18 protein-coding genes and 1 riboswitch are annotated in these 22,352 nt (G+C 43.8%); of the genes, 10 read left to right on the top strand and 8 right to left on the bottom strand.

The features are described from left to right. Positions 1-1,000 precede the first annotated feature (1,000 nt). Positions 1,001-1,942 (bottom strand): LysR family transcriptional regulator, encoded by a 942-nt coding sequence (locus L2729_RS05730; RefSeq protein ID WP_248987392.1) that lies wholly within the window; start codon positions 1,940-1,942, stop codon positions 1,001-1,003. 174 nt (positions 1,943-2,116) lie between these two features. Between L2729_RS05730 and L2729_RS05735 the strand changes: the two genes are divergently transcribed. The 3 genes from L2729_RS05735 to L2729_RS05745 all read left to right on the top strand — a co-directional run bounded on the left by L2729_RS05735 (position 2,117) and on the right by L2729_RS05745 (position 6,170). Further along, positions 2,117-3,574, top strand: coding sequence for an NAD-dependent succinate-semialdehyde dehydrogenase (locus L2729_RS05735; RefSeq protein WP_248987463.1), 1,458 nt, complete (start codon positions 2,117-2,119; stop codon positions 3,572-3,574). A 226-nt stretch (positions 3,575-3,800) separates the two neighbouring features. Continuing rightward, positions 3,801-5,081 carry a 4-aminobutyrate--2-oxoglutarate transaminase gene (gene gabT / locus L2729_RS05740; protein ID WP_248987393.1) on the top strand — a complete coding sequence of 427 codons (1,281 nt, stop codon included), beginning with the start codon at positions 3,801-3,803 and terminating at the stop codon, positions 5,079-5,081. Positions 5,082-5,279: 198 nt separating this feature from the next. Continuing rightward, positions 5,280-6,170 (top strand): LysR family transcriptional regulator, encoded by an 891-nt coding sequence (locus L2729_RS05745; RefSeq protein WP_248987394.1) that lies wholly within the window; start codon positions 5,280-5,282, stop codon positions 6,168-6,170. 70 nt (positions 6,171-6,240) lie between these two features. Here L2729_RS05745 and L2729_RS05750 read toward each other — a convergent pair whose 3' ends face one another. The 4 genes from L2729_RS05750 to L2729_RS05765 all read right to left on the bottom strand — a co-directional run bounded on the left by L2729_RS05750 (position 6,241) and on the right by L2729_RS05765 (position 10,139). Then, a complete protein-coding gene (locus L2729_RS05750; RefSeq protein WP_248987395.1) occupies positions 6,241-7,623 on the bottom strand; it encodes an alginate export family protein in 1,383 nt (460 codons plus the stop codon). Between the two features lie 43 nt (positions 7,624-7,666). Then, positions 7,667-8,239: an ester cyclase gene (locus L2729_RS05755; protein WP_248987396.1), complete on the bottom strand. Its 573-nt coding sequence runs from the start codon at positions 8,237-8,239 to the stop codon at positions 7,667-7,669. A gap of 116 nt (positions 8,240-8,355) precedes the next feature. After that, the gene (locus tag L2729_RS05760; protein WP_248987397.1) at positions 8,356-8,967 is read right to left on the bottom strand and encodes an NAD-dependent epimerase/dehydratase family protein; all 612 of its coding nucleotides are present in this window, start codon (positions 8,965-8,967) and stop codon (positions 8,356-8,358) included. Between the two features lie 275 nt (positions 8,968-9,242). Next, positions 9,243-10,139, bottom strand: coding sequence for a LysR family transcriptional regulator (locus tag L2729_RS05765; RefSeq protein ID WP_248987398.1), 897 nt, complete (start codon positions 10,137-10,139; stop codon positions 9,243-9,245). Between the two features lie 103 nt (positions 10,140-10,242). On the opposite strand from L2729_RS05765, the gene L2729_RS05770 reads away from it, so the two are divergent. The 5 genes from L2729_RS05770 (at position 10,243) to L2729_RS05790 (ending at position 16,243) form a co-directional block, all read left to right on the top strand. Beyond that, entirely contained in the window at positions 10,243-10,731 is a 489-nt protein-coding gene (locus L2729_RS05770) for a luciferase domain-containing protein (RefSeq protein ID WP_248987399.1), read from the top strand. A 17-nt stretch (positions 10,732-10,748) separates the two neighbouring features. Beyond that, the gene (locus L2729_RS05775; protein WP_248987400.1) at positions 10,749-11,288 is read left to right on the top strand and encodes an NADPH-dependent FMN reductase; all 540 of its coding nucleotides are present in this window, start codon (positions 10,749-10,751) and stop codon (positions 11,286-11,288) included. A gap of 11 nt (positions 11,289-11,299) precedes the next feature. Then, positions 11,300-12,121, top strand: coding sequence for a glutathione S-transferase C-terminal domain-containing protein (locus tag L2729_RS05780; RefSeq protein ID WP_248987401.1), 822 nt, complete (start codon positions 11,300-11,302; stop codon positions 12,119-12,121). A 631-nt stretch (positions 12,122-12,752) separates the two neighbouring features. Next, on the top strand, positions 12,753-15,158 hold the full coding sequence (mrcB, locus tag L2729_RS05785; protein WP_248987402.1) for a penicillin-binding protein 1B: 2,406 nt from the start codon (positions 12,753-12,755) through the stop codon (positions 15,156-15,158). A gap of 182 nt (positions 15,159-15,340) precedes the next feature. Continuing rightward, positions 15,341-16,243 carry a LysR family transcriptional regulator gene (locus tag L2729_RS05790; protein ID WP_248987403.1) on the top strand — a complete coding sequence of 301 codons (903 nt, stop codon included), beginning with the start codon at positions 15,341-15,343 and terminating at the stop codon, positions 16,241-16,243. Positions 16,244-16,388: 145 nt separating this feature from the next. Here L2729_RS05790 and L2729_RS05795 read toward each other — a convergent pair whose 3' ends face one another. The 3 genes from L2729_RS05795 to L2729_RS05805 form a co-directional block, all read right to left on the bottom strand. After that, positions 16,389-17,159 carry a PepSY-associated TM helix domain-containing protein gene (locus L2729_RS05795; protein ID WP_248987404.1) on the bottom strand — a complete coding sequence of 257 codons (771 nt, stop codon included), beginning with the start codon at positions 17,157-17,159 and terminating at the stop codon, positions 16,389-16,391. Further along, on the bottom strand, positions 17,156-17,689 hold the full coding sequence (locus tag L2729_RS05800) for an FMN-binding protein (protein WP_248987405.1): 534 nt from the start codon (positions 17,687-17,689) through the stop codon (positions 17,156-17,158). Before L2729_RS05800 ends, L2729_RS05795 begins: the two co-directional genes overlap by 4 nt. 90 nt (positions 17,690-17,779) lie before the next feature. Next, complete coding sequence (locus L2729_RS05805; RefSeq protein WP_248987406.1) at positions 17,780-18,958, bottom strand: porin; 1,179 nt, start codon at positions 18,956-18,958, stop codon at positions 17,780-17,782. A 490-nt stretch (positions 18,959-19,448) separates the two neighbouring features. On the opposite strand from L2729_RS05805, the gene L2729_RS05810 reads away from it, so the two are divergent. Both L2729_RS05810 and L2729_RS05815 read left to right on the top strand, forming a co-directional pair. Next, a complete protein-coding gene (locus L2729_RS05810) occupies positions 19,449-20,156 on the top strand; it encodes a DUF3581 domain-containing protein (protein ID WP_101091613.1) in 708 nt (235 codons plus the stop codon). Between the two features lie 421 nt (positions 20,157-20,577). Then, positions 20,578-20,708: riboswitch (glycine riboswitch) on the top strand. 186 nt (positions 20,709-20,894) lie between these two features. Further along, the gene (locus L2729_RS05815; RefSeq protein ID WP_248987407.1) at positions 20,895-22,265 is read left to right on the top strand and encodes an alanine/glycine:cation symporter family protein; all 1,371 of its coding nucleotides are present in this window, start codon (positions 20,895-20,897) and stop codon (positions 22,263-22,265) included. Positions 22,266-22,352 lie beyond the last annotated feature (87 nt).

Consider the following 22,352-nt stretch of genomic DNA (forward strand, 5'->3'; position numbering starts at 1 on the left):
GGATCAACAGCAATCCCCTCTTGACCCATTCTTTCATAAAGAGTCCCGTGCCGCCCCGACGAAGTTGTTGATCCTCATGCTCCAATAAAAATCGCCTAACGGCTCAGATGGGACATTCATGTCCCCCCGAGCCTGAACCATCATCTGATAGGCAGGATGCCTGAATGTCTTGAAGTGCATGGATGCACGGGAAAGACCTTGATGGTTCTACGGCAATCTTAAAACTAAGAGTTATCTACGCACTTCGGCAACTCCGATGGGGAATGGGTGTTTTCTGTTGGTTTTGCGGAGCGGTGACTTTTACATTCTTAAATTGAAAACTCATAAGCCGGATGATTGCGCTTTTATAACCCAGTGTAGATGCGGCCGTGACCGTCCATGACATGGACGTCATGGCCGAGCTTCCATGGACGGACTTGCAGCGTGTCACGGCAGTGTCTGCACATGCGCTGGCCGCAGGCCATTGGAACCACAAATACATCAAGCTGCGCTTGATCAAGGTCGTGGCGCTTCGCCCACACCCGAGCCTGAACCATCATCTGATAGGCAGGATGCCTGAATGCCTTGAAGTGCATGGATGCACGGGAAAGACCTTGATGGTTCTACGGCAATCTTAAAACTAAGGGTTATCTACGCACTTCGGCAACTCCGATGGGGAATGGGTGTTTTCTGTTGGTTTTGCGGACAGTGGTTTTTACATTCTTAAATTGAAAACTCATAAGCCGGATGATTGCGCTTTTATAACCCAGTGTAGATGCGGCCGTGACCGTCCATGACATGGAGGTCATGGCCGAGCTTCCATGGACGGACTTGCAGCGTGTCACGGGAGTGTCTGCACATACGCCGACCGCAGGTCATTGGAACCATTAGATATAACTGGGGACTCAATATTGAATAATACACAAAGAGTAAATCCGGCCATTAGGCATCGATAATTTTGTAACATTCTAGCAGGCAACAACCCCGCCGAATAACTCCTAACCCGTTTGGTTAATGACTCTTAACCTTCTTGGTTAAAGACTTCATTAAACACTGTTTTTAACAGCTCAATTTTACTGGTCTCTCGTGGATTGTGTTTGGACACCATCGATAAGCTGAATTGATAACTGGCACTTTCACGGTGAATAATCTTCAGTTGGTTGGCTGCTAACTCTTGTTCAATGTAACTGAGCGGCAAATACCCTATATAGCAGCCAGATAGGATTAAGGTTTTACGAGTATCAAACTGATAGGCTTTGGCTGACAAATTTAGCTGTTTTAACTGCTCCTTTCCATCTGAATCTATATCGATCCCTGGGTGGATGGCGGGTGTTTGCGCTAACATCTCGGCACTGATCTCGTCATCGCTGAGCGGGAAAAATGCATGTGTGTGACTACAGCAAAGGTAGATTGGTTCATTGTAAATGGTTTGGTAATCGAGCCCTTCGACCTGCTGATAACTGGGCAGTAAACCGATATGCGCTTTCTCTTTAAGTAGGCATTTTTCAATATGCTTAAGGGCTTCATTGTCGAGTACAAGGTGCAGTTGTGGTTGGGTGGTATGGATCCTTCTCACCACTTCGGCTAGCTGTAATTGCATTCTAGAATCGAGTTGATCGGCACAGAGTATAATCAATTCACCACTAAGTTCTTCTCCTAAGTTATTAATGAGTCTAGAAAAATCATTTAAAGAATCAAATAACTCGATACAAGCATGATATACCGCCTGACCATCTTCTGTTAACGCAAAACCCCCGCGACCTCGGCTGCATAACTTGAGCTTCATTCGGCTTTCGAGGTTTGACATGTGCACGCTAATCGTTGAGCGGGTCACACCCAGTTCCACTTCCGATGCGGAGAACCCACCGTTTTCAACCACCGTTCTGAAAATACGCAGTAAACGTAGATCATATTCAGTAACCGCTTTTGGAATGATGGAGCTTTTATGCGTCGTCTTAATCAAATTATCACCTACAGAAATACAATGTTTGATGGCGGTAAAACATAAGGTTTATTGTTTTGTATTTAACCTGAGTTAATTTTGCTATTCAATAGCAATATGAATTTTTAGTATCCGTTTCATCTTTAATGAACAAACGGGTGCCACCATCAGATGAAACAGCCCGCTGGAGTGATTATGCAACAAGTTAACGATTCTGGATTAGTTAAGCTCAGCTCATACATTAACGGTCAATGGATTGAAGGGGCTACGCGTTTTGATGTTATCAACCCAGCCAATGATCAAGTCGTGGCACAAGTCAGTAATGCCGGTATTGAAGAGACTGAAGCGGCGGTATTAGCGGCCAAAAAAGCGCTGCCTGCTTGGTCTAAAAAGTCAGCGAATGAACGCGCGGCTATCATGCGTCGTTGGTTTAATCTGATGATGGAAAGCCAAGACGATCTCGGTCGAATATTGACGTTGGAGCAAGGCAAGCCCTTAGCAGAAGCAAAAGGTGAAATCGCCTATGGCGCCGCCTTTATTGATTGGTTCGCCGAAGAGGGGAAACGTGTTTATGGCGATACCATTCCTGGGCCTGCGGGTGATAAGCGCATCATAGTGATCAAGCAGCCAGTTGGTGTTGTAGCCTCTATTACACCTTGGAACTTTCCTAATGCCATGATTGCGCGTAAAGCGGCGGCGGCACTCGCTGCAGGTTGTACTTTTGTGGTGCGTCCATCACCTATTACACCGTTATCAGCACTGGCGATGGCAGAGCTTGCAGCGCGAGCAGGTGTGCCTGCAGGTGTACTGAATGTTGTGGTGGGTGAAGATGCTGTCGGTATGGGAAAAGTGCTGACTCAGCACCCCGACGTTGCCAAGTTTACCTTCACGGGCTCGACTGCTGTGGGCAAAATATTGATGACACAAGCGGCGAGCACAGTGAAAAAAGTCTCGATGGAGTTAGGGGGCAATGCACCTTTTATTGTCTTTGATGACGCCGATATCGATGCCGCAGTGCAAGGCGCACTCATTTCCAAATACCGCAATGCCGGACAGACATGTGTGTGCACCAACCGTATTTTGCTGCAACAGAGCATAGCGCAAGAGTTTACCGATAAGTTTGCTAGCGCAGTGGCTAAACTTAAGAGCGGTGATGGATTTACAGAGGGCGTCAATTTAGGCCCGATGATCTCATCACAAGCGGTGGCAGGCGTCCATAAACTGGTGGAAGACACTATCGCAGCGGGTGCCAAGCTCATTGCTGGAGGCAAACGTGGCGCTGCAGGTAATAACTTCTATGAACCCACCATTTTAACCGGCGTGACCAATGACATGCCATTGGCCAATAATGAAATTTTCGGGCCTGTAACACCGATTATCACATTTGATACCGAAGAAGAGGCTATCGCACTGGCCAATGACACTGAGTACGGCTTAGCGGCGTATTTCTATTCTAGAGACATTGGCCGAGTATGGCGTGTCGGTGAAGGATTGGAGTATGGCATGGTCGGTGTCAACGAAGGCATCATCTCCAATGCCGCGGCGCCGTTTGGTGGTGTTAAGCAATCGGGTAATGGTCGTGAAGGTTCTAAGTATGGTCTAGATGACTATATGGAAATTAAATACCTTTGTATGGGTGGTTTAGATCGTTAATTAATGACAATCAAATATCAGTGTATGGGTGGTTTAGACCGTTAATTAATGGAAGTTGAACATCAGTGTATAGCTGATTTAGGCCGTTAATTTATGGAAGTTGAACATCAGTGTATAGCTGATTTAGACGGTTAATGAATGGAAATTAAATATCAGTGTATAGCTGGTTTAGACCGCTAGCAGTAAGGATTTAATTTTTAACGGCTTTGATAATAGGATGATGGTAATGACAAACAGTGGCTTACAAGATAGAAAAGTGAAGGTTATCGCACGTGGTCAAGGTAATGCCTACCCGGTGTATGTGGACCGGGCACTGAATGCTGAGCTTTGGGATGTCGAAGGTAAGCGTTATATTGATTTTGGTACCGGTATTGCCGTCTGTAATACCGGTCATAGTCATCCTAAAGTGGTGGCAGCAGTCAAGGCCCAGCTTGATAAGTTTAGTCACACTTGTGTGATGATCAATCCTTATGAATCAGCCGTTGAGCTGGCAGAAAAGCTGACAGAATTAGCGCCAGGGGACAGTGATAAAAAAGCCATATTTGTCACCACGGGTGCGGAGGCGGTTGAAAACTGCGTCAAAATTGCCAGAGCCCATACTGGCCGCCGTGGCGTGATCGCCTTTAATTGTGGCTTTCATGGGCGGACTAATTTGACCATGGCGCTGACGGGCAAAATTAGCCCTTATAAACATCTATTTGGTCCGTTTCCTGGTGATATTTACCACGCGCCTTTTCCAATGGCTTTTCATGATGTGTCGGTTAAAGAGTCACTCAAAGCGTTAGATAACTTGTTTAAAGTCGATATTGCCCCAAGCGATGTCGCGGCGATTATTGTCGAGCCAGTTCAAGGCGAAGGGGGTTTTTATGTCGCCCCGGCAGCATTTTTACAGGCGTTACGTGACTTGTGCGATCAACATGGCATCGTGCTGATTGCCGATGAGATCCAAACTGGATTTGGTCGTACTGGCAAGATGTTCAGTTTTGAACATGCCAAGGTTGAACCCGACTTGATCACTATGGCCAAAGGCATTGCCGGTGGTTTTCCTATTGCTGCGGTTGTCGGTAAGAGTGAGATCATGGATGCTCCTTTACCGGGCGGTCTGGGTGGCACTTACGGTGGCTCTCCTGTTGGCTGCGTTGCGGCACTTGCTGTGCTTGAGATCATTGAAGAGCAAAACCTGGTTCAGCGCTCAGATCAGATAGGCCAAATTTTCAATGAACAGCTAACGTTACTGCAATCAAGCTATCCTCATTTGATTGGTGAAGTGCGAAATCAAGGCGCTATGATTGCCATCGAGTTGGTGAGCCATGGTGACAGCGAACAGCCTAATTCCGCGCTGACACAAGCGATTATTGCTAAGGCTGCAGAGCATGGATTGATCCTGCTTGCCTGTGGGTTTTATGGCAACGTGATCCGTTTTTTACCTGCGTTGACGATATCTGATGAGTTGATCTATGAAGGGTTAAGCAACTTTACTGAGTTGTTTAGTGAATTAGCAGATTAGCCAAGTGACTTGAACTACAGAACTTGGCGGATCAGCTCTGCCAAGTTCTACTTTTTTAACACTGTCCCCCGCCACGGCATTGATCATCTATGCTTGCATTTGTTACGCCGCCGAATAAATTGAACGGCGCGACTATTTTTTGATTAAAAAGGTTTACCATAGAGCTAAATTTAGTGTTGTCTAAAAGGCTATTAACAAATGAGTCAACTCACCAGAATTCATTATTTCAATACGGTAGCCGAATTAGGAAGTATTTCAGCCGCGAGCAATTTTTATGATATCCAGCCATCTTCCATATCGAGACAAATATCGGTACTGGAAAAAGAACTGGGGGTGAGATTATTAAACCGTAATACGCGAAATTTAGGGCTAACGGAGGCCGGAAGGAAATACTTCGAATATTCCCAAAGAATAATTTCTGAGATTGACTCCGCGAAAAGAGCCGTTAGCGATTTGCAGGATAAACCTCAGGGCGTTCTTCGAGTGAGTTTGACCGTTGGATTTGGTGAAATGGTGATCTTACCGCGAGTCGCTAGGTTTATGGAAAAATACCCAGAAATCAAGCTGGAGCTTGAGTTAACTGAACGTGTCGTGGATATGGTTGATGAAAATATCGATATCGCGGTTAGAAGCGGACTGCTGCATGACTCTAATCTGGTTGCGACACATCTGCAGGATAATAACTTTATACTTTGTGCCAGCCCGAGCTACTTGAAAAAATACGGTGTACCTCTGTCACCAAGTGAATTAATAGATCATACGTGTTTATGCTATGGATTCGTGGGTTGGAAAGAGTGGTATCTGTTGGGCGATGCCGCACAGCAAATTCCCTTGTCTAATCGCATCACGATAAACTCCGTTAATGGTCAAAAGCAACTGATCACCAATGACTCTGGTATAGCACTTATCCCTGGCTGGGCAGTTAAAGAAGATGTTAAGCAGGGAAGATTATCGGTCATCATGCCTGCACTGACTTTTAGCCCATCTGAAAAGTTAACCTCAACGTATGCCATTTATCAAAACCGAGAATTTGTTTCACCCAAAATAAGAGTGTTTTTAGATTTTATAAAGCAAGAGTTACTCCCGTAAAACCCATAAGAAACCAATCTGATCGCGGTGGGCTATCTTGCGATTAATAAAGCTAGCTTGCTCTATTAAATCAAAATTTTACTGCAAACGAAGTCATAAAGAATTCTGAGTCTTGCCCTTTACTCTCTTCAATAAAGTCACCAACATCGGTGTGGGTGTAAAAGCTCTGCAGAGATAAAAAATGAGTGATCTGCCAAGTTGCGGTTAGATTAAATTGGGTTCCATAGAAGCTATGATGACTTGTTTCAGATGTGAGTATTGGCACCCCTGGATTTACGTATAATGCGTCATCTTTTGATGCCCTCCATAGGAAATCCGCCCCTAAAAACACGGTAAGATTAGGCGCGATTTGTAGATTGGCGAACGGCTGAATATCCTTAATATTACCGGGTGCAAATAGGGCGGACTCAGAGACATAAGCGGCATTAGGAAATAAGGCATTATAGGTGCCCAGTTCACCGTCTTGAGAATTGCTATCACCACTTGCATAGTTAATGCGGACTCCAATCTCATTTAGCCAATCAAGGTTTTCGATAAGCAAGCTCGTTTCACTCGCAAACCCCCAGGCGGAAATATCATATTGCTCAAAATCGCCAAACTGATACGTTAACTCGTAATCAAACTGTATAGGCCCTATTTTTTTGTAAAAACGTGTCCCTATGCTGTGACGTTGTTCTTTTCCTATTCCTTGTTCATATACTTTACGGTCATGATTATAGCCGTAGTAAAATAGGTCCATCGATACGTCATTGTCCCAAGTGACGAAAGCATTGGCATGAACGCCGTATAATCTTCTATCAGAACTCGATGAATCTTTAAATGACTCCTTTTGGGCTTGTACTTCCTGCATATAAAAAATATCAAATGTGCTTTTTGAAGCCCCTTTAATGGTGACATTAATGCCATCGAATGCTCGCCTTTGATTGGGCCCTTCTCTTACTCCCGTTTTCTTACCGCTGCCTAAAATAAACTCTTGACGGCCAAGCTTAATTTTTCCCCAATCAGTCTTAGTTTCATAAAATGCTTGCTGGATATCTAACGCTGATTCATCTAATGGACGTGGGCCATGAGTTAAACCATCTTCGGTGTATTGGGCGAGTTGCACGAATAACCGAGAAGACTCCAAGTGCAAGTCTGCATGTAACATAAAGCGTTGTAATCGAGAGTTTGATGAGTCATCTGATACCAAGGCAAACATTTGATTTGAATAGTGCTCGTAACGAGCACGGTAGTCTCCACCGATTGTTAAGTAAGCAGCTCTGCTGTCTGTTAGCGCTATGCGCTTAAGTGTTGCAAATGTCTCACCCTGGTTAGCTTTAAAATCATCATAGTTTTCAAGCCAGCGGAAAAAGCGAAGACGCTCTCCCCAATCGGCTGAAGTCTCTTCAGCCCAAGCTAAATTCGATATAAAAAAAGCGCTTATAAGTGAAACAATCTTTAATGAATTCAACATGAGCTGACACCATTTATTTAACCGGTGAGACGATAAAATAGGCCTATTTCAAACCAACTTGACGGTTCCAGTCTGCGTTGTCCCAAAATAAGTACTCTTCGGCAATACGGCCATTTTCCCATCGTGCAATGGTTGCTATTTTTAAACTCACGGTCTTGTTTGTAGGCTTTAAAACGGTGCCATCTTTTAATATAAGCGGTTTAACCCAACGACCTTCAGATATACTAATACCGGCAGTCCATTCACCAAAACCAAAGCCAACAATATGCTCTTTAACTTTGAAATCAAAAGTATCAAACAATAAGTCTAATTCTTCAGAATGAGGTTTAAAGGGGGATGTTTGGGTACCATCAGCGTTGTGTACTATGACATTGTCAGCATGAATTTCACCAATACGGGCCATGTCACGGCTATTAAATGCAACAAGATCGAGTTCGTCGAACGTTTTTAGATGCACCATAGTTTGCGAACGTTCGGCATTATGGCTAGCAACTTGGGCTTCTAATTTTGCGATCTGCGCTTTTAATTCAGCAACGGATTCAGCCGCAAAAGCGTTACCCGTTAATAAACTTAAAGCCACGGTGGTTAATATTAATATTGATTTAATTGATTTCATTTTAATCTCCAATTTAAATTATGTCGTGAGTATTTGTTTATTCGGTTAGAACATCGTTTTAATTCAATTTCAATTTTAAAATAGAGGAATGCCAACGATAATTAGGCATGTGTTTTTCAGGCTTGCTCAGGTAATGGTAGGCCTCCCCAAGCGCGATAAACCTTACCCGTGTCCATTCCCAGAATTGAATCTATATAGTACAGCGCGACATCTCTTGCGGTGACCAATCCAGTTCGAACCTTGTCTTGTTCTACGACTGGGGCTGGACTTACTACATTTAGACGCATATCGTTTTTTAATAAGGGGGCCGATTGTGAAACATAGGTATCGATGGCGGCATTAAATGGACCTGTTGCTAAGCTGTACTCATTTGGGTAATGAGATAAAAACCCGCTGGTTAACGTGACTGAACCCCCTTGGTTAAGATACTTTTGAGCCAATGCCACAATGCGAAACTGTGCAATAAGCTTTCTCTGGGCGCCCAGTAAAATATCTACATCATTCAAAGTGCTATAAGGTTTAAAGTTGCTATCGCCACCGACAGCAACTACCACGGCATCAACATCGGTGACTTGTTGAAAAACTGACTCAACGGCAGTTGCATCTGTGTAGTCAGCAATTATTGGCCCACTTCTAGAGCTAATACCAATAACGTCATGTTCAGGCTTTAGCAGGTTGACGACTTCACGTCCTATTTTTCCTGTGGCACCAAATACTAGGATTTTCATTGTTGTATTCCTTTGCTTTCTAATTTGAAAACAAGTGTAGTTCAGCCTCCTTTATTTCTGTATGGCGAGTAATTGAAAATCAGTTTTCTTGATTTGCAAAAAATAGTAGTGCTAAATTTAAACTAAGAGTCACGTTAGTTAGAGCCGTATCGCGACGTAGCTGATATGAATGAGCCAACTTATTCAATTGGCTTATAAGAGGGAAGTCTTTAAGGTTAGCGGGATATTTTAAACATCCAAGCTGTTATTTATACGCTTTCATTACCGTGATTTTTTCAAAGGAAATGTTGTGTATCGATATGAGCAACTAGGTATTCAATAACCGATTTAATCATGGGGCTGCCGGTACTTTTCTGGTGGTATAGAATCGAGATATCAAATTCCAGCGCACACTCTGGTAATAACTCAATAAGCCGGCCTTGGCGGATACTTTCATTAACAAACATCTCTGGTACTTGTGCTATACCCACCCCCGCCTCACATAAAATTACCGCGCATTCTGCATCGTTAACCGCCATTGGACCGTCAATATGTACACTGTTGATCCCACCTTCGGTATTGGTAAACCCCCATCTTTTTGCATTCGCAATAGAATTATCAACAATACAAACATGCCTATTCAAACTTCCAAAATCCAGCGGTGCACCAAACTGTTCAACGTAAGACAAACTCGTCACTAATCGTATTGTTTGCTTGCCAACTTTCTTAGCAATGAAGTTGGAATCAGGCAGTTTACTGATCCTTAAGGCTATATCGATCCCTTCTTCAATCATGTCATTAAAATCATCCGACAGTAACAAGTCCAAATGAATACCTGGAAACTCCGTATGAAAATGAGGCAACACATATTCACACAGCCTTTTTCCAATGATGACGGGGGCGGTGATTTTAATAACCCCAGTAAGCTCGATATTTTCAACGCTATCAGGTTGTTCAAGTGACTCAACGGCAACAACAATGTGTTTTATTTTTTCGTAGTACGCCTTGCCTTCTAAACTTAAGTTTAGCCTCCGTGTCGAGCGATAAATCAGCTTTCTACCTAGCCAAGCTTCTAGCTCATTTAAGTTTTTAGACACCACTGAATTGGCTATCCCTAATCGTTTCGCGGCTGCTGTCATTGTTCCTTCTTCAACGACGGCGTTGAAAATCGTCATTGCTTTTAATTTATCCATGATTTTTCTCAATTCGCAAAATATATTTTCTTATTTTGCGGTATTAAGAAGTAAAGTCAAATTATCTATACTGGCGCCATTAAGTGATTAGTTGGAGTGAATAATGGTGACATTGAAATTATCTAAAAGAGTGGGTGTGAAACCAAGAACAAATCCTGTGCCGCCACATTTACAGCACGATCTACACAGTCCTCGAGACATATATCATTCACTTGCCGATTGGATGTTTAATGCATTCCCTAAATCTAGAGAACACAGAACCTTAATTTCTGTGCCTTCAAGTCGAGCAATGTGGCTGGATGAGAACATTAATAATACGCCAATAGATGGTTTTATGCCGCCTCCAACTGAAAGCCGTGAATTTGCCCATTTACATAAAGATGGCAGCATCCATGTTTGTCTGCCAGAGCGGGATATTGAGGCGGTACTTGACGCGAAATGGGGAGAGCCTCATCCCTATAAGAAATATGGTGTAAATGAAATTTTGGTCTATGCCCCTCAAAATATAAAAGAAATGGAAACGTTAAAACAAGTCATTGTTGCTAGTTATGAATACCTAACAAACGAAACATATATCCCTACTGAGCAATGATAAGACGAGAGTGAGCAATGAAAAAAATTATCGCATTTACTGGCAGTAACCATAGTCATTCTATTCATCAACAATTGCTAAATATCGCCGTGGGGAAGGTAATGCAAAACGAAGTCACAATGCTAGATCTAAGTGATTATCCATTACCTATATATAGCGTCGATATTGAAGTTAATGGCATTCCTGAAGAGGTATACCAGCTCAAAAAAGAGTTGGTAAAGCACGATGCCATTATTATCGCAGCACCAGAACATAATGGTTCAATGCCTGCGTACTTGAAAAATGTTATTGACTGGTTGTCACGACTGGTACCACCCAAAACCCCGTTTTTTGGTGATGAGGCAAAACCCGTGTTGCTGATGAGCACTTCTCCTGGAGTGACGGGTGGCGCCACCAATATAAAATCAATGGCAGCGCTTATGCCCTGGTGGGGTGGCGATGTAAAAGCAACCTATAGCCTTGGCAGCTATTTCGAAAAAATGATTGATGGAAAGTTAACCGCCACTGCTGATCAAGAATTAACTGACATCATTAAATTATTTGAAACTCAATTATAGGAATTTTTAGAATGGCTTACATGAAGCAAGGGCAATGGCAGGCTAAGGGTGAATTATCACAATTGCAGCGCGTAGATACATTTAACGCGTTTGCTTCATTAGACAAAGATCGATTCCATTTGTATGTTTCTTATGGATGTCCCTTTGCTCATAGAGCCATTCTTGTTATTGCTCTACTGGGGCTAGAAGAGTATGTTTCAGTCTCTTCTGTTGCACCACTAAAAGGTAATAATGGCTGGGAGTTTAGTGAAGAGTATAGTGATCCACTAACACCAAGACGTTACTTATATCAAGTCTATCAAGATGCCAAACAGGATTATTCTGGACGTATATCGGTGCCTGTTTTATGGGATAAAAAGCTCAGTACCATTGTTAGTAATGACTCTTTTGAAATAAGTAAATGGCTAGCAAAGCAGGAATTATCGCGCTCTAAAGTAGACTTAATGCCAGAGCAATATCAAGAGGACATTGAAGCGCAATGCCAGTGGATTAACACAAATATCAACACATTGCCCTTTAAAGCAGGTTTTAGCACCAATCAACATGAGCATGAAGAAGCAACCAATGCATTTTTTGAGAACCTAACGGTATTAGATAATAAGTTGGCTCAGCATCAATACTATCATGGTGCGGATATCAGCCTCAGTGACCTATTTATTGTGCCCACTTTAGTTCAGCTGGAATTAGTTTACGCCACTCATTTTAAAATGAACGTTCAGCCGCTTAGTCATTTTAAATATGTTTACTCGTATCTGACCCTCCTCATGAGTGATAAAGCGATCTGCTCCACCTTCCATATTGATTTTATCAAAAAAACGTATTTTTCTGCGTAACTTAGGAGCAGTACTCAAGCGCTAAAGAGGCAGGGGGAGTCGCTGAATTATCCCCAGCGACGACTAAGCATTAAACGCTCATACGTTCGCCCAGCTATCACCTTATTGCTTGAATTCATCTTGCTTAATCCATCGAGACATCTTAGTTGTCACCCATTTCAATGTGCGCATTAGATGCGCATGTTCCTATCCTAATTCGTGCAGTCTTAGTGCATACGATTATCGCAGTGCTATCAGTGCTGTGATGATGTTTTTCGACGTGTTTGAAGCAGTTTTCCAGCTAAAACATGGGATAAATATTGGCATGGAACAATGAAGTTTGTGCTGTGTTTTTGCTCGGCAGTGATGAATAGCCACTCCGCTGAATGCGTAATAATTTAATGGAATGGGTATCGCATGCTCTTGTCCTGAAGATATAGTAGAATCCAATCTCATTTTTTCATAATCTTGGTTGTTAGTTTATTGTGATATTTTGCATTTGAAATTAATGCGAATAACAGGGTATAGCGTAATTCAATCATTTGTTGCCAAGGTTTTTTTGGCCAGATGCCCTCACCACAAAACAACCGAGTACATTTACCCTAAAAGACCTTTAGCTTGTGATCATTAAGAGCTGGGCCGCGGAATAGTAATGACAGATAAAGCGACACCAAAACCAAAAGTGACACCGAAAGCAAAACCGAAAACGACGGCAAAACCAAAAACAACGGCAAAACGCGCACCGGTTAAAAAAATTTCAGCCGCAAAAGGCGGTAAAAAACCGACAAAGGCCTCAGGGGCAAAAGCCCATTGGGGGCGTAAAGTCTGGTCTATCAGTTGGAAGCTGGCACTGATTGGTGCGGTATTTGTCGCGGCATACGCCATCTATTTAGATCAAATCATTGCGCGTAAATTCGAAGGCCAGAAGTGGCATCTCCCCGCGCAAGTCTTTAGTCGCTCAATGGCCTTGTATCCTGGCGCGGCCGTGAGTCATGGCCAGCTGATGTCAGAGCTTAAATTGCTCGGTTACCGTAAAGTGGCTAATCCGCGGCAAGTGGGCGAATTTTCTGCCTCTAAAACCAAAATTGATCTATGGCGCCGACCCTTCTTACATCCTCAAGGTGACCAAGCAGAACAAAGAGTAATGCTCACCTTTGACTCCAATGGTGTGAGCTCGGTGACTAGAAGTAGCGACAAACGCCATTTAGCCGTGTTTCATCTCGAGCCGGTGTTATTGGATCGGATGATCACCGGTGATGGCGAAGACCGACTGTTTGTGACAAAGGCAAAGATGCCGCATTCGATTATCGATGCACTTATCTTGGTTGAAGACCGCAGTTTTTATGAACATCACGGCGTCAATCCGTTTGCGATTGTACGTGCGGCGATGGTCAACATTAGTGCTGGACGAACAGTACAAGGTGGCTCAACGCTCACTCAGCAATTGGCTAAGAACTTCTTCTTATCGAGCGAACGTTCGATTATCCGCAAACTGCGCGAAGCACTGATGGCGATTATTATCGATTTTCGCTATGAAAAAGACGAAATTCTCGAGGCTTACCTCAATGAAGTCTACATGGGACAAGATAAGTCTCGTGGCGTGCATGGTATGGGGCTGGCATCGCAATTCTATTTCGGCCGCCCAATCGCTGAGCTGACAATGCCACAACAAGCCTTTTTAGTCGCAGTGATTAAAGGACCATCCTACTATAACCCTTGGCGTTATCCCGAGAGGGCACAGAAACGACGTGATCTGGTATTGCGCTTGTTAATGGAGGCGGGTGAACTTAATGTGGCGCAGTATGAGGCCGCGGTTGAATCGCCATTAGGCTTGAGAAAATCAGATAAGCCAGTGCACCAAAAATTGCCGGCATTTTTTGCTGTGGTTAAGCATGAGTTAGCCACGCGATATGGTGATGCACTGTTACAACAATCAGGGATTAAGGTGTATACCACCCTCGACCCTATGGCGCAGGAAGCCGCTGAAAAAGCGGTTAAACAAACCCTTAAACAACTAGGTGAAAATAATAAATCCTTGCAGGTTGGCATGGTGCTTACCGATAAATATTCCGCGGGTATTGCCGCTATGGTTGGCGATAAAGTACCGAGTTACCAAGGCTTTAATCGTGCCGTTGAGATCCGTCGACCTATAGGTTCTTTAATCAAGCCGTTTGTATATGCAACCGCCCTGAACCAACCCGATAAATACACACTTGCCACTCCACTAAAGGATCAGGCGATTACCCTTAAAAATGGTCAAGGCAAAACCTGGTCACCGCAAAATGTAGATAAAAAATTCCGCGGCCAAGTGCCTTTGCTTACCGCCTTTAAAAAATCGATGAACGTACCCACCGTTAATCTAGGGATGGCGATAGGTGTCGGGAGTGTTGCTACCACGCTAGATCGCGCGGGTTGGAAAGATAAGATCCCTGAGTACCCGTCAATGTTACTCGGTGCAGTCAACGGTTCCCCCTTAATGGTCGCGCAAGTCTTCCAAACCATCGCTGATAATGGTCGCTATCGCCATCTAAATTCAGTGACCACGGTATTAGATGCCAACAACCAACCGCTGGCGGCATCAAGACCTAAAGCCACTCAAGCGATTCCAGCAGCGAGTAACTACTTGGTTAAATATGCAATGACGCAGGTGGTAGAAGCTGGCACCGCTAAACGTTTAGGCAATGCTTTTCCGCGTACCACTCTCGCAGGTAAAACGGGTACCAGTAATGATTCCAGAGACTCTTGGTTTGCCGGTTTTGATGAGCGTAATGTCGCGGCTATTTGGGTGGGGCGAGATGATAACGGAAAAACCAATCTCTATGGTAGTAGTGGCGCGATGGCGGTATACCAAGCTTTCTTGAAGAATCGTCCACCTTTGAGCTTACGGATGGCGCCAGTCGATGGCGTGGTACAGGGTTACTTTGAACATGATACTGGCGTGGCAAAAGAAGCGGACTGCGGCAATGTCATGCGTGTACCAGCACTGAGGGAAAGCTATCAACCCGCAGCCAATTGCGGTGAGCCATTGCCTTGGTGGAAAAAGCTGATTGGCGGGTAAGTTTGCATAGCCAAAATAGCGAATAGAATATTCTCTATAACAATAAATTTAAAAAGGTTTATGCTTGATGCATAAACCTTTTTCCGTTTATAGAACTGAGTAAAAAGCGACTGCGGATGAAGTGTCGATTATTATCCTTCGTTTAAACATTCGGGGTAATGGCATAATTGAAAGGACAATAAATGGACTTGAACTTACTGAAAACCTTTGACGCCGTGATGAAGTCGCAAAGTGTGAATGTTGCAGCAGAGTCATTAGGCATCACAGCCCCGGCAGTAAGTCAGGCGCTAAATAGATTGCGTGAGCAATACAGTGATCCTTTGTTTATCAGAGAGGGGCGCGGTATTCGTCCTACCAATTTTGCTATAGAGCTACATGCTGAGATCCAAGAACCCCTCAGTTTGTTGGTCAATGGTGCAAACTCTCGGCATAGTTTTGATGCCTTATCGAGTAAGCGTACCTTTCGGGTTTCAAGCCATAAAGATATTGATTTGATGATAGTGCCTAACTTTGCAAAATACCGTGCAGAGCACGCCCCAAATACTAAAATTATTGCCGATATTGAACATACTGATGAACAGTCTAGGCAAGAAGACTTACGAATGCGTAAGGTCGATATTATTTTATCTACCGTGCCGTTTGAAGATCATGGCTATCATAACCAAATACTTTACGAGCAAGAGTTGGTGGTGTCCCTAAGCGTAAATCATCCACGGATCCAAGGATGCATAACGGAGGAGCAATTTTTTGCTGAAAAGCACATTTTGTGGGAAACCCAGAGAATGGATAGTCATGCGCTAAACTCGGTTACTGAGAAAGTATTACCCACGAGAAAAGTGGCTTATTGCACTAGCTCTATATTAACGGGTCTGCATTTAGTCAGTGACACTGAATGGCTATGTGTTAGTGCACGTTGGCATGCGGAAAGAGTCGCAAAAGCGGGAGATGGGCAGGTGCTGGATATTCCATTCGAAACAAAGAGAGTGCCTATTTACATGACATGGCATCAATCTCAACGCACCGATAATGGACATCAGTGGTTTAGAGAGGCGTTAGTGCATGCCACTGAGTGTTATAAGCACTAGTTTTTTGGTACAACCTATTAGTTGGATGATGTTAATCATGGCTTAATTCGTTTTTAGGTACATTTTGTCGATGCATCAAGGGGGGGGCAATAGTGTTCTCTGATATTGACGGAGCCCATGCTCGAGGCCGAAATGGTAAGAGAGTTTATTTTTTACGACGCTTAACTTTTACTGGTTTTTGCTGCAGCCAAATATAGCAGCCAGTCAATGACATTATGATCAGTGCTAGCGCGACAAGATCCATCATCCAAGGGCCTAACGCACCAAAGAAACGACCACTGTGTAGATCGAGTAATACCCGCTCCCAATGTAGACGACTGGCGCGTATTTGCTCTGTAATCTCATTGCTATCGGTATTATTTAAGGTCTTAACCCAAGGAATTGCGGCAAGAGGTTGAGATTGAGACCAATCAATAAGATCACTGTCAGCGACAAATAATCCCGATTGCGTTTTTAGCCAAAGATTGTCTTGCAACCCAAGTGCTTGTATATGAGAGGGCAAACCTGTCGCACTATCTTGCGTTTCCAGTAGTTCACCTTGCTGAGATAGCAGGTAGAGGTGATTAGTATCCACAGCCACAATCATCTGGTCATAGCTGATAACCGCTAACACTGAGCTATTAGCCTCAAGAATTAACTGAGTATCAAGCCACACTTGGTTACCGGCGCTAATCAACTTTTGTGGCGTTTGCTGATAAAGATTAACGTCTTTTGGTGCTTTTACGCCGTAGTAATCGAGTAGCCAGCTTTGTTTTACTTGAGCGGTATCGAGGGAAAGGTGATTACTGTGGTTGATCAGTACGCCTGAAACGGCCATGAAAATGACGAATAAGGTCGAAAAAATACCTATTCTGCGATGCCAAGGGCGTAATTGTCGTAACAGTTTTACTCTTAAACTAGGATGTTTTCGCGTCATTCTTTATCTTTTTTAATCACATAGTCGTTTAGGTACAGGGCTATTCGGGATAACTTTGTTAACGCTCGAACGGATAACGTTGCGCCTGTTATGCCATCGATATGTGTATCGAGTTGCAAGTTTTGCTTGAGTTTGGCTGATTTAAACTGATCAGTAAAGAAGTCATGCCTGACTTCATCGCCGCGACTTTCTCTATAAACCAGTACTTTTGTCTGGGCAATAGCACTGTCTTTGACATGAATGGCCACAGTGATGGGGGATTCTTTGCCTATTTCATCCATAATCCAAACGCTTTCATTGGCTTGCTGCCAGTAGCGTAGACGCATTTTTTTATAGCGATGGGCGAGGATAGACTCAATGGCTTGTTGAGCGGGTTCGTCAATCCAGAATACTTTAGCTTTAGGCACTTCAGCATTAAAGGCTTGGCTTATAAACTCTTCTGGCTCTTGGTAGGTCCCTCTAGCGTTTACTGCAGCGCTCATCAATGAGCAGCTTAATAAGACAGATAATATAACGAGAGGTCGTTTCATGTTGATCTAGCTCGTGTGATGGTAAATGTATGAGTGCTCAATATTGAGCACTCACTGATGTAACAACTGAGCTGCTGAGTCTAGTTCAAATTAGAACTGGTACCCAACGCCTAAGTTAAATCCGTCAGCATCTTTAGCGCCGCCCACTTTTTCATAGTCAGCTTTAAATACCACGTTTTCGTGCAACCAGTAGTTAATACCCACGTTGGTTTGCTCTACTTTAGTGTCATCGCTGTTGCCTGCGTTGTTGTCATACTCGTTGTAACGAGCAAACACACCAAAGCTTTCGTTGAAACGATATGAAGGTTCAATGTAGTAACCGTTTTGATCATCACGACCTAAGGCTTCTGCTTCTTGACCATCGATATCCCACTGAGCATAAAGCGCTTTGATGGTGAAACCTTGGATAGAGTAGATAGCATGAGCCGTTAGCAATGTTGCAGATGCAGTATCAACAGCAGCGCGGCCTTGAGTTAGATCTGACTGGTACTGAGCTGTAGCGGCTAATTCTAGACCCGGTACTGCGGTGTACTTAATGCGAGCGGTATATGCTAAGTCTTCAGCTTTTGCTTTAGACACTTTTTGACGTCCGCCGCGAATACTGTATGACTCATCAACATATAGACCCGAGGTCACGGCACCATCAAATGCCAGACCTGGAGCCGCTTGAATGTTTAGGTTTAGACCCGCTTCCCACCAAGTGGCAGGCAAGATGTTTTTCTCAACAGGGTTACGCTCAACACCGTAAAACGCTGGTGGCTCGTGAGTTTCGTTAATGATGCCGACAGGCATTAGGAACAGACCCGCTTTACCGGTAAACATGTCGTTAAAGTCATGCTCAATGTAAGCTTGTTCGAGTTCTACTTCACCATTTTGACCGTCACCAGAGATTGAGTGTTCAACTTCTAGCTCAGAGAAGAAACGTGTGCTGTCAGTGAACTCATGGCCAACAAAAAGCACGAAACGATGGAAGTCGAACTCTTTCTTGTCTTTGCCACTTTTGTTATCAGTGATGTTGTTGTAGTGAAGTTCACCATAACCGCCAATAGTGGTCGCGCTCTTAGATTCAGAAGCTGACTCTTCAACAACATCAGCTGTTTTCTCAACACGTTTTTCAGTTTCATCAAGACGCTTTTCAAGATCTTGTAAGACTTTTTGTTGTTGCTCAATAATCTTGCGTAGCTCAGCAGTTTCATCCGAAGCGTAAGCCCCTTGAGCCGCAAACATGCTAACTAGCGCAGTAGCAAGTAACGTTTTTTTCATCATCATTCGGTCCCTTTGTTAAGTCGGGTTATAAATTTTGTGAGGAGTTTATCAATTGAGTAACATAATGCAAACTATTCTCATTCAAATTATGATTAAGATCAAGGTTCGTAAATAAACTGTATCAGCTGCCTGTATTTTACATTTGTGCTGGTTGTAAGTTATATGCTTTAAAACAGTGGCTTAAGTGTTTTTATGGGAGGTGGCTCGCTGTTACACTTTTCTTTACGTTACTCAATGTGTGAAATTGATACGCTTGGTTTAAGCTAAACAGATTGAAGAAAGGCACAGTAAAAGTAAGGTTTTAGCGATGTTTTGAGCTATCCATTCTTAAAGTAACGAGTTTTTTGTTAACGTTCATGGTGATATAAACGTGTTAAAACCTAGACTAATTGGGGGTGTGGGGCCATCATGCTAAGTCATCGGGTGAGTCAATTTTTGATCATGGTATACAATGCTTGCCCATTTTACAGGCTAACAAGATTGTTGAGTGATTATGTTTCTAAGTTCTTTCTTTAAAAAAACAAACCAGTCTATTTTAATCGCTCCTGAACAGGCTAGTGAGTTTGCTAAAAGCGTTGCACAAGATTTCAATCCTATTCATGACGTTGCCGCAAAGCGCTTTTGTGTACCAGGCGATCTGCTTTTCTCTCTGGTATTGAATGAATACGGTCTTAGCCAAAAAATGACGTTTAATTTTGCTGGCATGGTCGGTGAAGGTGTAAAGCTGCAGTTTCCCGTTACCGTAGATGAAGATTTCGATATTCATGATGATAAAGAAAAGTGCTATTTAAACGTACATCGCAGCGGTGATGTTAGACATTGTGATGTTCAGATTGAATCATTTATTCGCAAATATGTCGCGTTTTCAGGTCTTAACTTTATGCATATTTTGGTGCCGATGATGAAACAGCGCCAAATGATGATCAATCCTGCAAGGCCGCTAGTGATCTATGAAAGCATGTCTTTTGATTTAACCACGCTCGACTTTACCGAAGTTGAGCTCACGTTAGTGAAGGAAGATTTACAGATCCAAGGTAAGCGTGGCGATGTCACATTAACGTTTGAGCTCCACAGTGGTGACACTCTGGTTGGCACCGGAATTAAGACATTGGTGATGAGCGGCCTACGCCCATACGTTGATGACCAAGCACAGCAGATGTTTGATAAATACGAAGAGCGCCGAATTAGCTATAGCGCTTAGAAAGGCTGGCCCGCTATTGGGCATAGGATTCAGACCGATTGATCGCACTAGCGATTAGTCGGTTTTTTGCTTTATAGTGCTGATTAAATCAGCAGCCAATTGGTTGCGGGCTTTTGAGTGATTAAAGTGTGAGTTAGCTCACTTGAGGCTAGCGTTGAGATAACGCATTCTATTTAACCCTATTGATCGTGTTTAGATGCGGTTCTTAGTGGATCCGTTCGGATGAAGGTAGCAGGAGAGTAGGGATAAATACCACTTCCAATAAATATGTGCTCAATTCAGAGCAACTATTCAATAGAATTGGTATACCTACACCGACGAGGCAACTTTTTTTTGAGCTCTATTTCACTATATTAATGTATAGCGTAGCGCTCAAACTAAGGACTCTTTCAGGTGCCACATTGTGGTGAGGACTGTTACTGGACGAGCCTCTGGAGAGACTGTGAACAGATAAGCGTTGCAAGCTTTATTTGCCACACAGCGCCGAAGGCGAAAGTGCTAACAGAACATGGTTAGCGCGAAACGCTCAGGCAAAAGGACAGAGGAGAGGATGACTGTGTTAGCTATTATCAACCCGATATTAGTCACTGTCGTTTGCTGCTGCGCCTTTTCTGCCTTTTATTGGGTTAGATAAACCGCTCGCTGCGATCAACAGCGGCGAACACCAGCCATTTCTTTTCTCCTCCGATTATTAATAACTTTATACCAAGTTACGCTGTTTAATATTCGAGGAACACCATGAATTACCACGCACTACTAGCCGATATCAACGCCATTGTTTGGGGGCCTGTTACCCTTTGCCTACTGGTCGGAACCGGTCTTTATCTCACGATTAGACTTAAACTTATTCAAGTCTTTAAACTCCCGCTAGCCCTGAGTTTGCTGTTTAAACCAGCCACCGGAAAAGGCGATTTAACCTCTTTTGCTGCGCTTTGTACTGCACTGTCGGCCACCATAGGTACCGGCAACATTGTCGGCGTTGCTACCGCGATTAAAATGGGTGGCCCAGGTGCACTGTTTTGGATGTGGCTCGCGGCTTTTTTTGGTATGGCAACCAAGTATGCCGAGTGCATGTTGGCCGTTAAATACCGAACTACGGATGCGCGAGGTAATATTGCGGGCGGCCCGATGTATTACATTGAACGCGGACTTGGCCTTAAATGGCTGGCAAAGATCTTTGCCGTGTTTGGCGTCGGGGTGGCATTTTTTGGTATTGGTACCTTTGCCCAAGTGAATGCCATTAGCGATGCCATGACTATCGCCTTTGATGTCCCTGCGTGGGTAACGGCCATAGTGCTGACCTTAATGGTGGCCGCGGTGACATTAGGCGGCGTGAAACGCATTGCCAATGTGGCGCAAAAGGTCGTACCGACGATGGCGTTAGGTTATGTGTTTGCTTGCCTGTGGATTTTAGTGATGTTTGCCGATCAAATACTGCCAGCACTGCAACTTGTGCTGCACTCGGCCTTTACTCCTATTTCAGCCGCCGGTGGATTTTTAGGAGCCACGGTAGCGCAGGCGCTGCAAATAGGCATCGCTCGTGGGGTGTTTTCAAATGAATCGGGTTTAGGTAGCGCACCTATAGCGGCGGCTGCCGCTAGAACCAATGAACCTGTTGAGCAGGGTATGGTGAGCATGACGGGGACGTTCTTCGATACTATTTTAATCTGTACTATGACTGGGCTAGTGTTGATTATCACCGGAGTATGGAGTGGTGACACTGCCGGAGCGGCAATGACCAGTGCCGCATTTGCTGCTGGTGGCTCAGCAATTATTGGTCAATACGTGGTGACTATCGCATTGGTTTGTTTTGCATTTACCACTATTTTAGGTTGGAATTATTATGGTGAGCGCTGTTGGTATTACTTAACGGGTCACCTTTTGGGTGAAAAAGGTGTGAAGCTATATCAGTTGACCTTTTTAAGCTTAATTGCCGTTGGTGCTTTTATCCAGTTAGATTTGATTTGGATGTTAGCGGATACAGTCAACGGCTTAATGGCGATCCCAAACTTGATCGCGTTAATTGGCTTAAGGCATGTGATTATTGCTGAAACGGATAAGTACTTTGCCAAGCGTCGCGCCGCAGTGCTTGACGAACTAAGAAACTAATCATTAATCTGGGTTTAAAGTCACTTCACTGCGCGTTTATGGGGAGTAAAGTGACTTATTATGATGTCTCGTTTTGGCTTCGAGGCA

This window comes from Shewanella gelidimarina, assembly GCF_023283945.1.
GTDB classification, from domain to species: domain Bacteria; phylum Pseudomonadota; class Gammaproteobacteria; order Enterobacterales; family Shewanellaceae; genus Shewanella; species Shewanella gelidimarina.

Coding starts and splice junctions, on each gene's coding strand:
- L2729_RS05815 (WP_248987407.1), top strand. CDS start 20,895: ATGAATTACCACGCACTACTAGCCGATATCAACGCCATTGTTTGGGGG.
- L2729_RS05735 (WP_248987463.1), top strand. CDS start 2,117: ATGCAACAAGTTAACGATTCTGGATTAGTTAAGCTCAGCTCATACATT.
- L2729_RS05810 (WP_101091613.1), top strand. CDS start 19,449: ATGTTTCTAAGTTCTTTCTTTAAAAAAACAAACCAGTCTATTTTAATC.
- L2729_RS05760 (WP_248987397.1), bottom strand. CDS start 8,967: ATGAAAATCCTAGTATTTGGTGCCACAGGAAAAATAGGACGTGAAGTC.
- L2729_RS05770 (WP_248987399.1), top strand. CDS start 10,243: ATGGTGACATTGAAATTATCTAAAAGAGTGGGTGTGAAACCAAGAACA.
- L2729_RS05745 (WP_248987394.1), top strand. CDS start 5,280: ATGAGTCAACTCACCAGAATTCATTATTTCAATACGGTAGCCGAATTA.
- L2729_RS05805 (WP_248987406.1), bottom strand. CDS start 18,958: ATGATGATGAAAAAAACGTTACTTGCTACTGCGCTAGTTAGCATGTTT.
- gabT (WP_248987393.1), top strand. CDS start 3,801: ATGACAAACAGTGGCTTACAAGATAGAAAAGTGAAGGTTATCGCACGT.
- L2729_RS05800 (WP_248987405.1), bottom strand. CDS start 17,689: ATGAAACGACCTCTCGTTATATTATCTGTCTTATTAAGCTGCTCATTG.
- L2729_RS05790 (WP_248987403.1), top strand. CDS start 15,341: ATGGACTTGAACTTACTGAAAACCTTTGACGCCGTGATGAAGTCGCAA.
- L2729_RS05775 (WP_248987400.1), top strand. CDS start 10,749: ATGAAAAAAATTATCGCATTTACTGGCAGTAACCATAGTCATTCTATT.
- L2729_RS05765 (WP_248987398.1), bottom strand. CDS start 10,139: ATGGATAAATTAAAAGCAATGACGATTTTCAACGCCGTCGTTGAAGAA.
- L2729_RS05795 (WP_248987404.1), bottom strand. CDS start 17,159: ATGACGCGAAAACATCCTAGTTTAAGAGTAAAACTGTTACGACAATTA.
- L2729_RS05780 (WP_248987401.1), top strand. CDS start 11,300: ATGGCTTACATGAAGCAAGGGCAATGGCAGGCTAAGGGTGAATTATCA.
- mrcB (WP_248987402.1), top strand. CDS start 12,753: ATGACAGATAAAGCGACACCAAAACCAAAAGTGACACCGAAAGCAAAA.
- L2729_RS05755 (WP_248987396.1), bottom strand. CDS start 8,239: ATGAAATCAATTAAATCAATATTAATATTAACCACCGTGGCTTTAAGT.
- L2729_RS05750 (WP_248987395.1), bottom strand. CDS start 7,623: ATGTTGAATTCATTAAAGATTGTTTCACTTATAAGCGCTTTTTTTATA.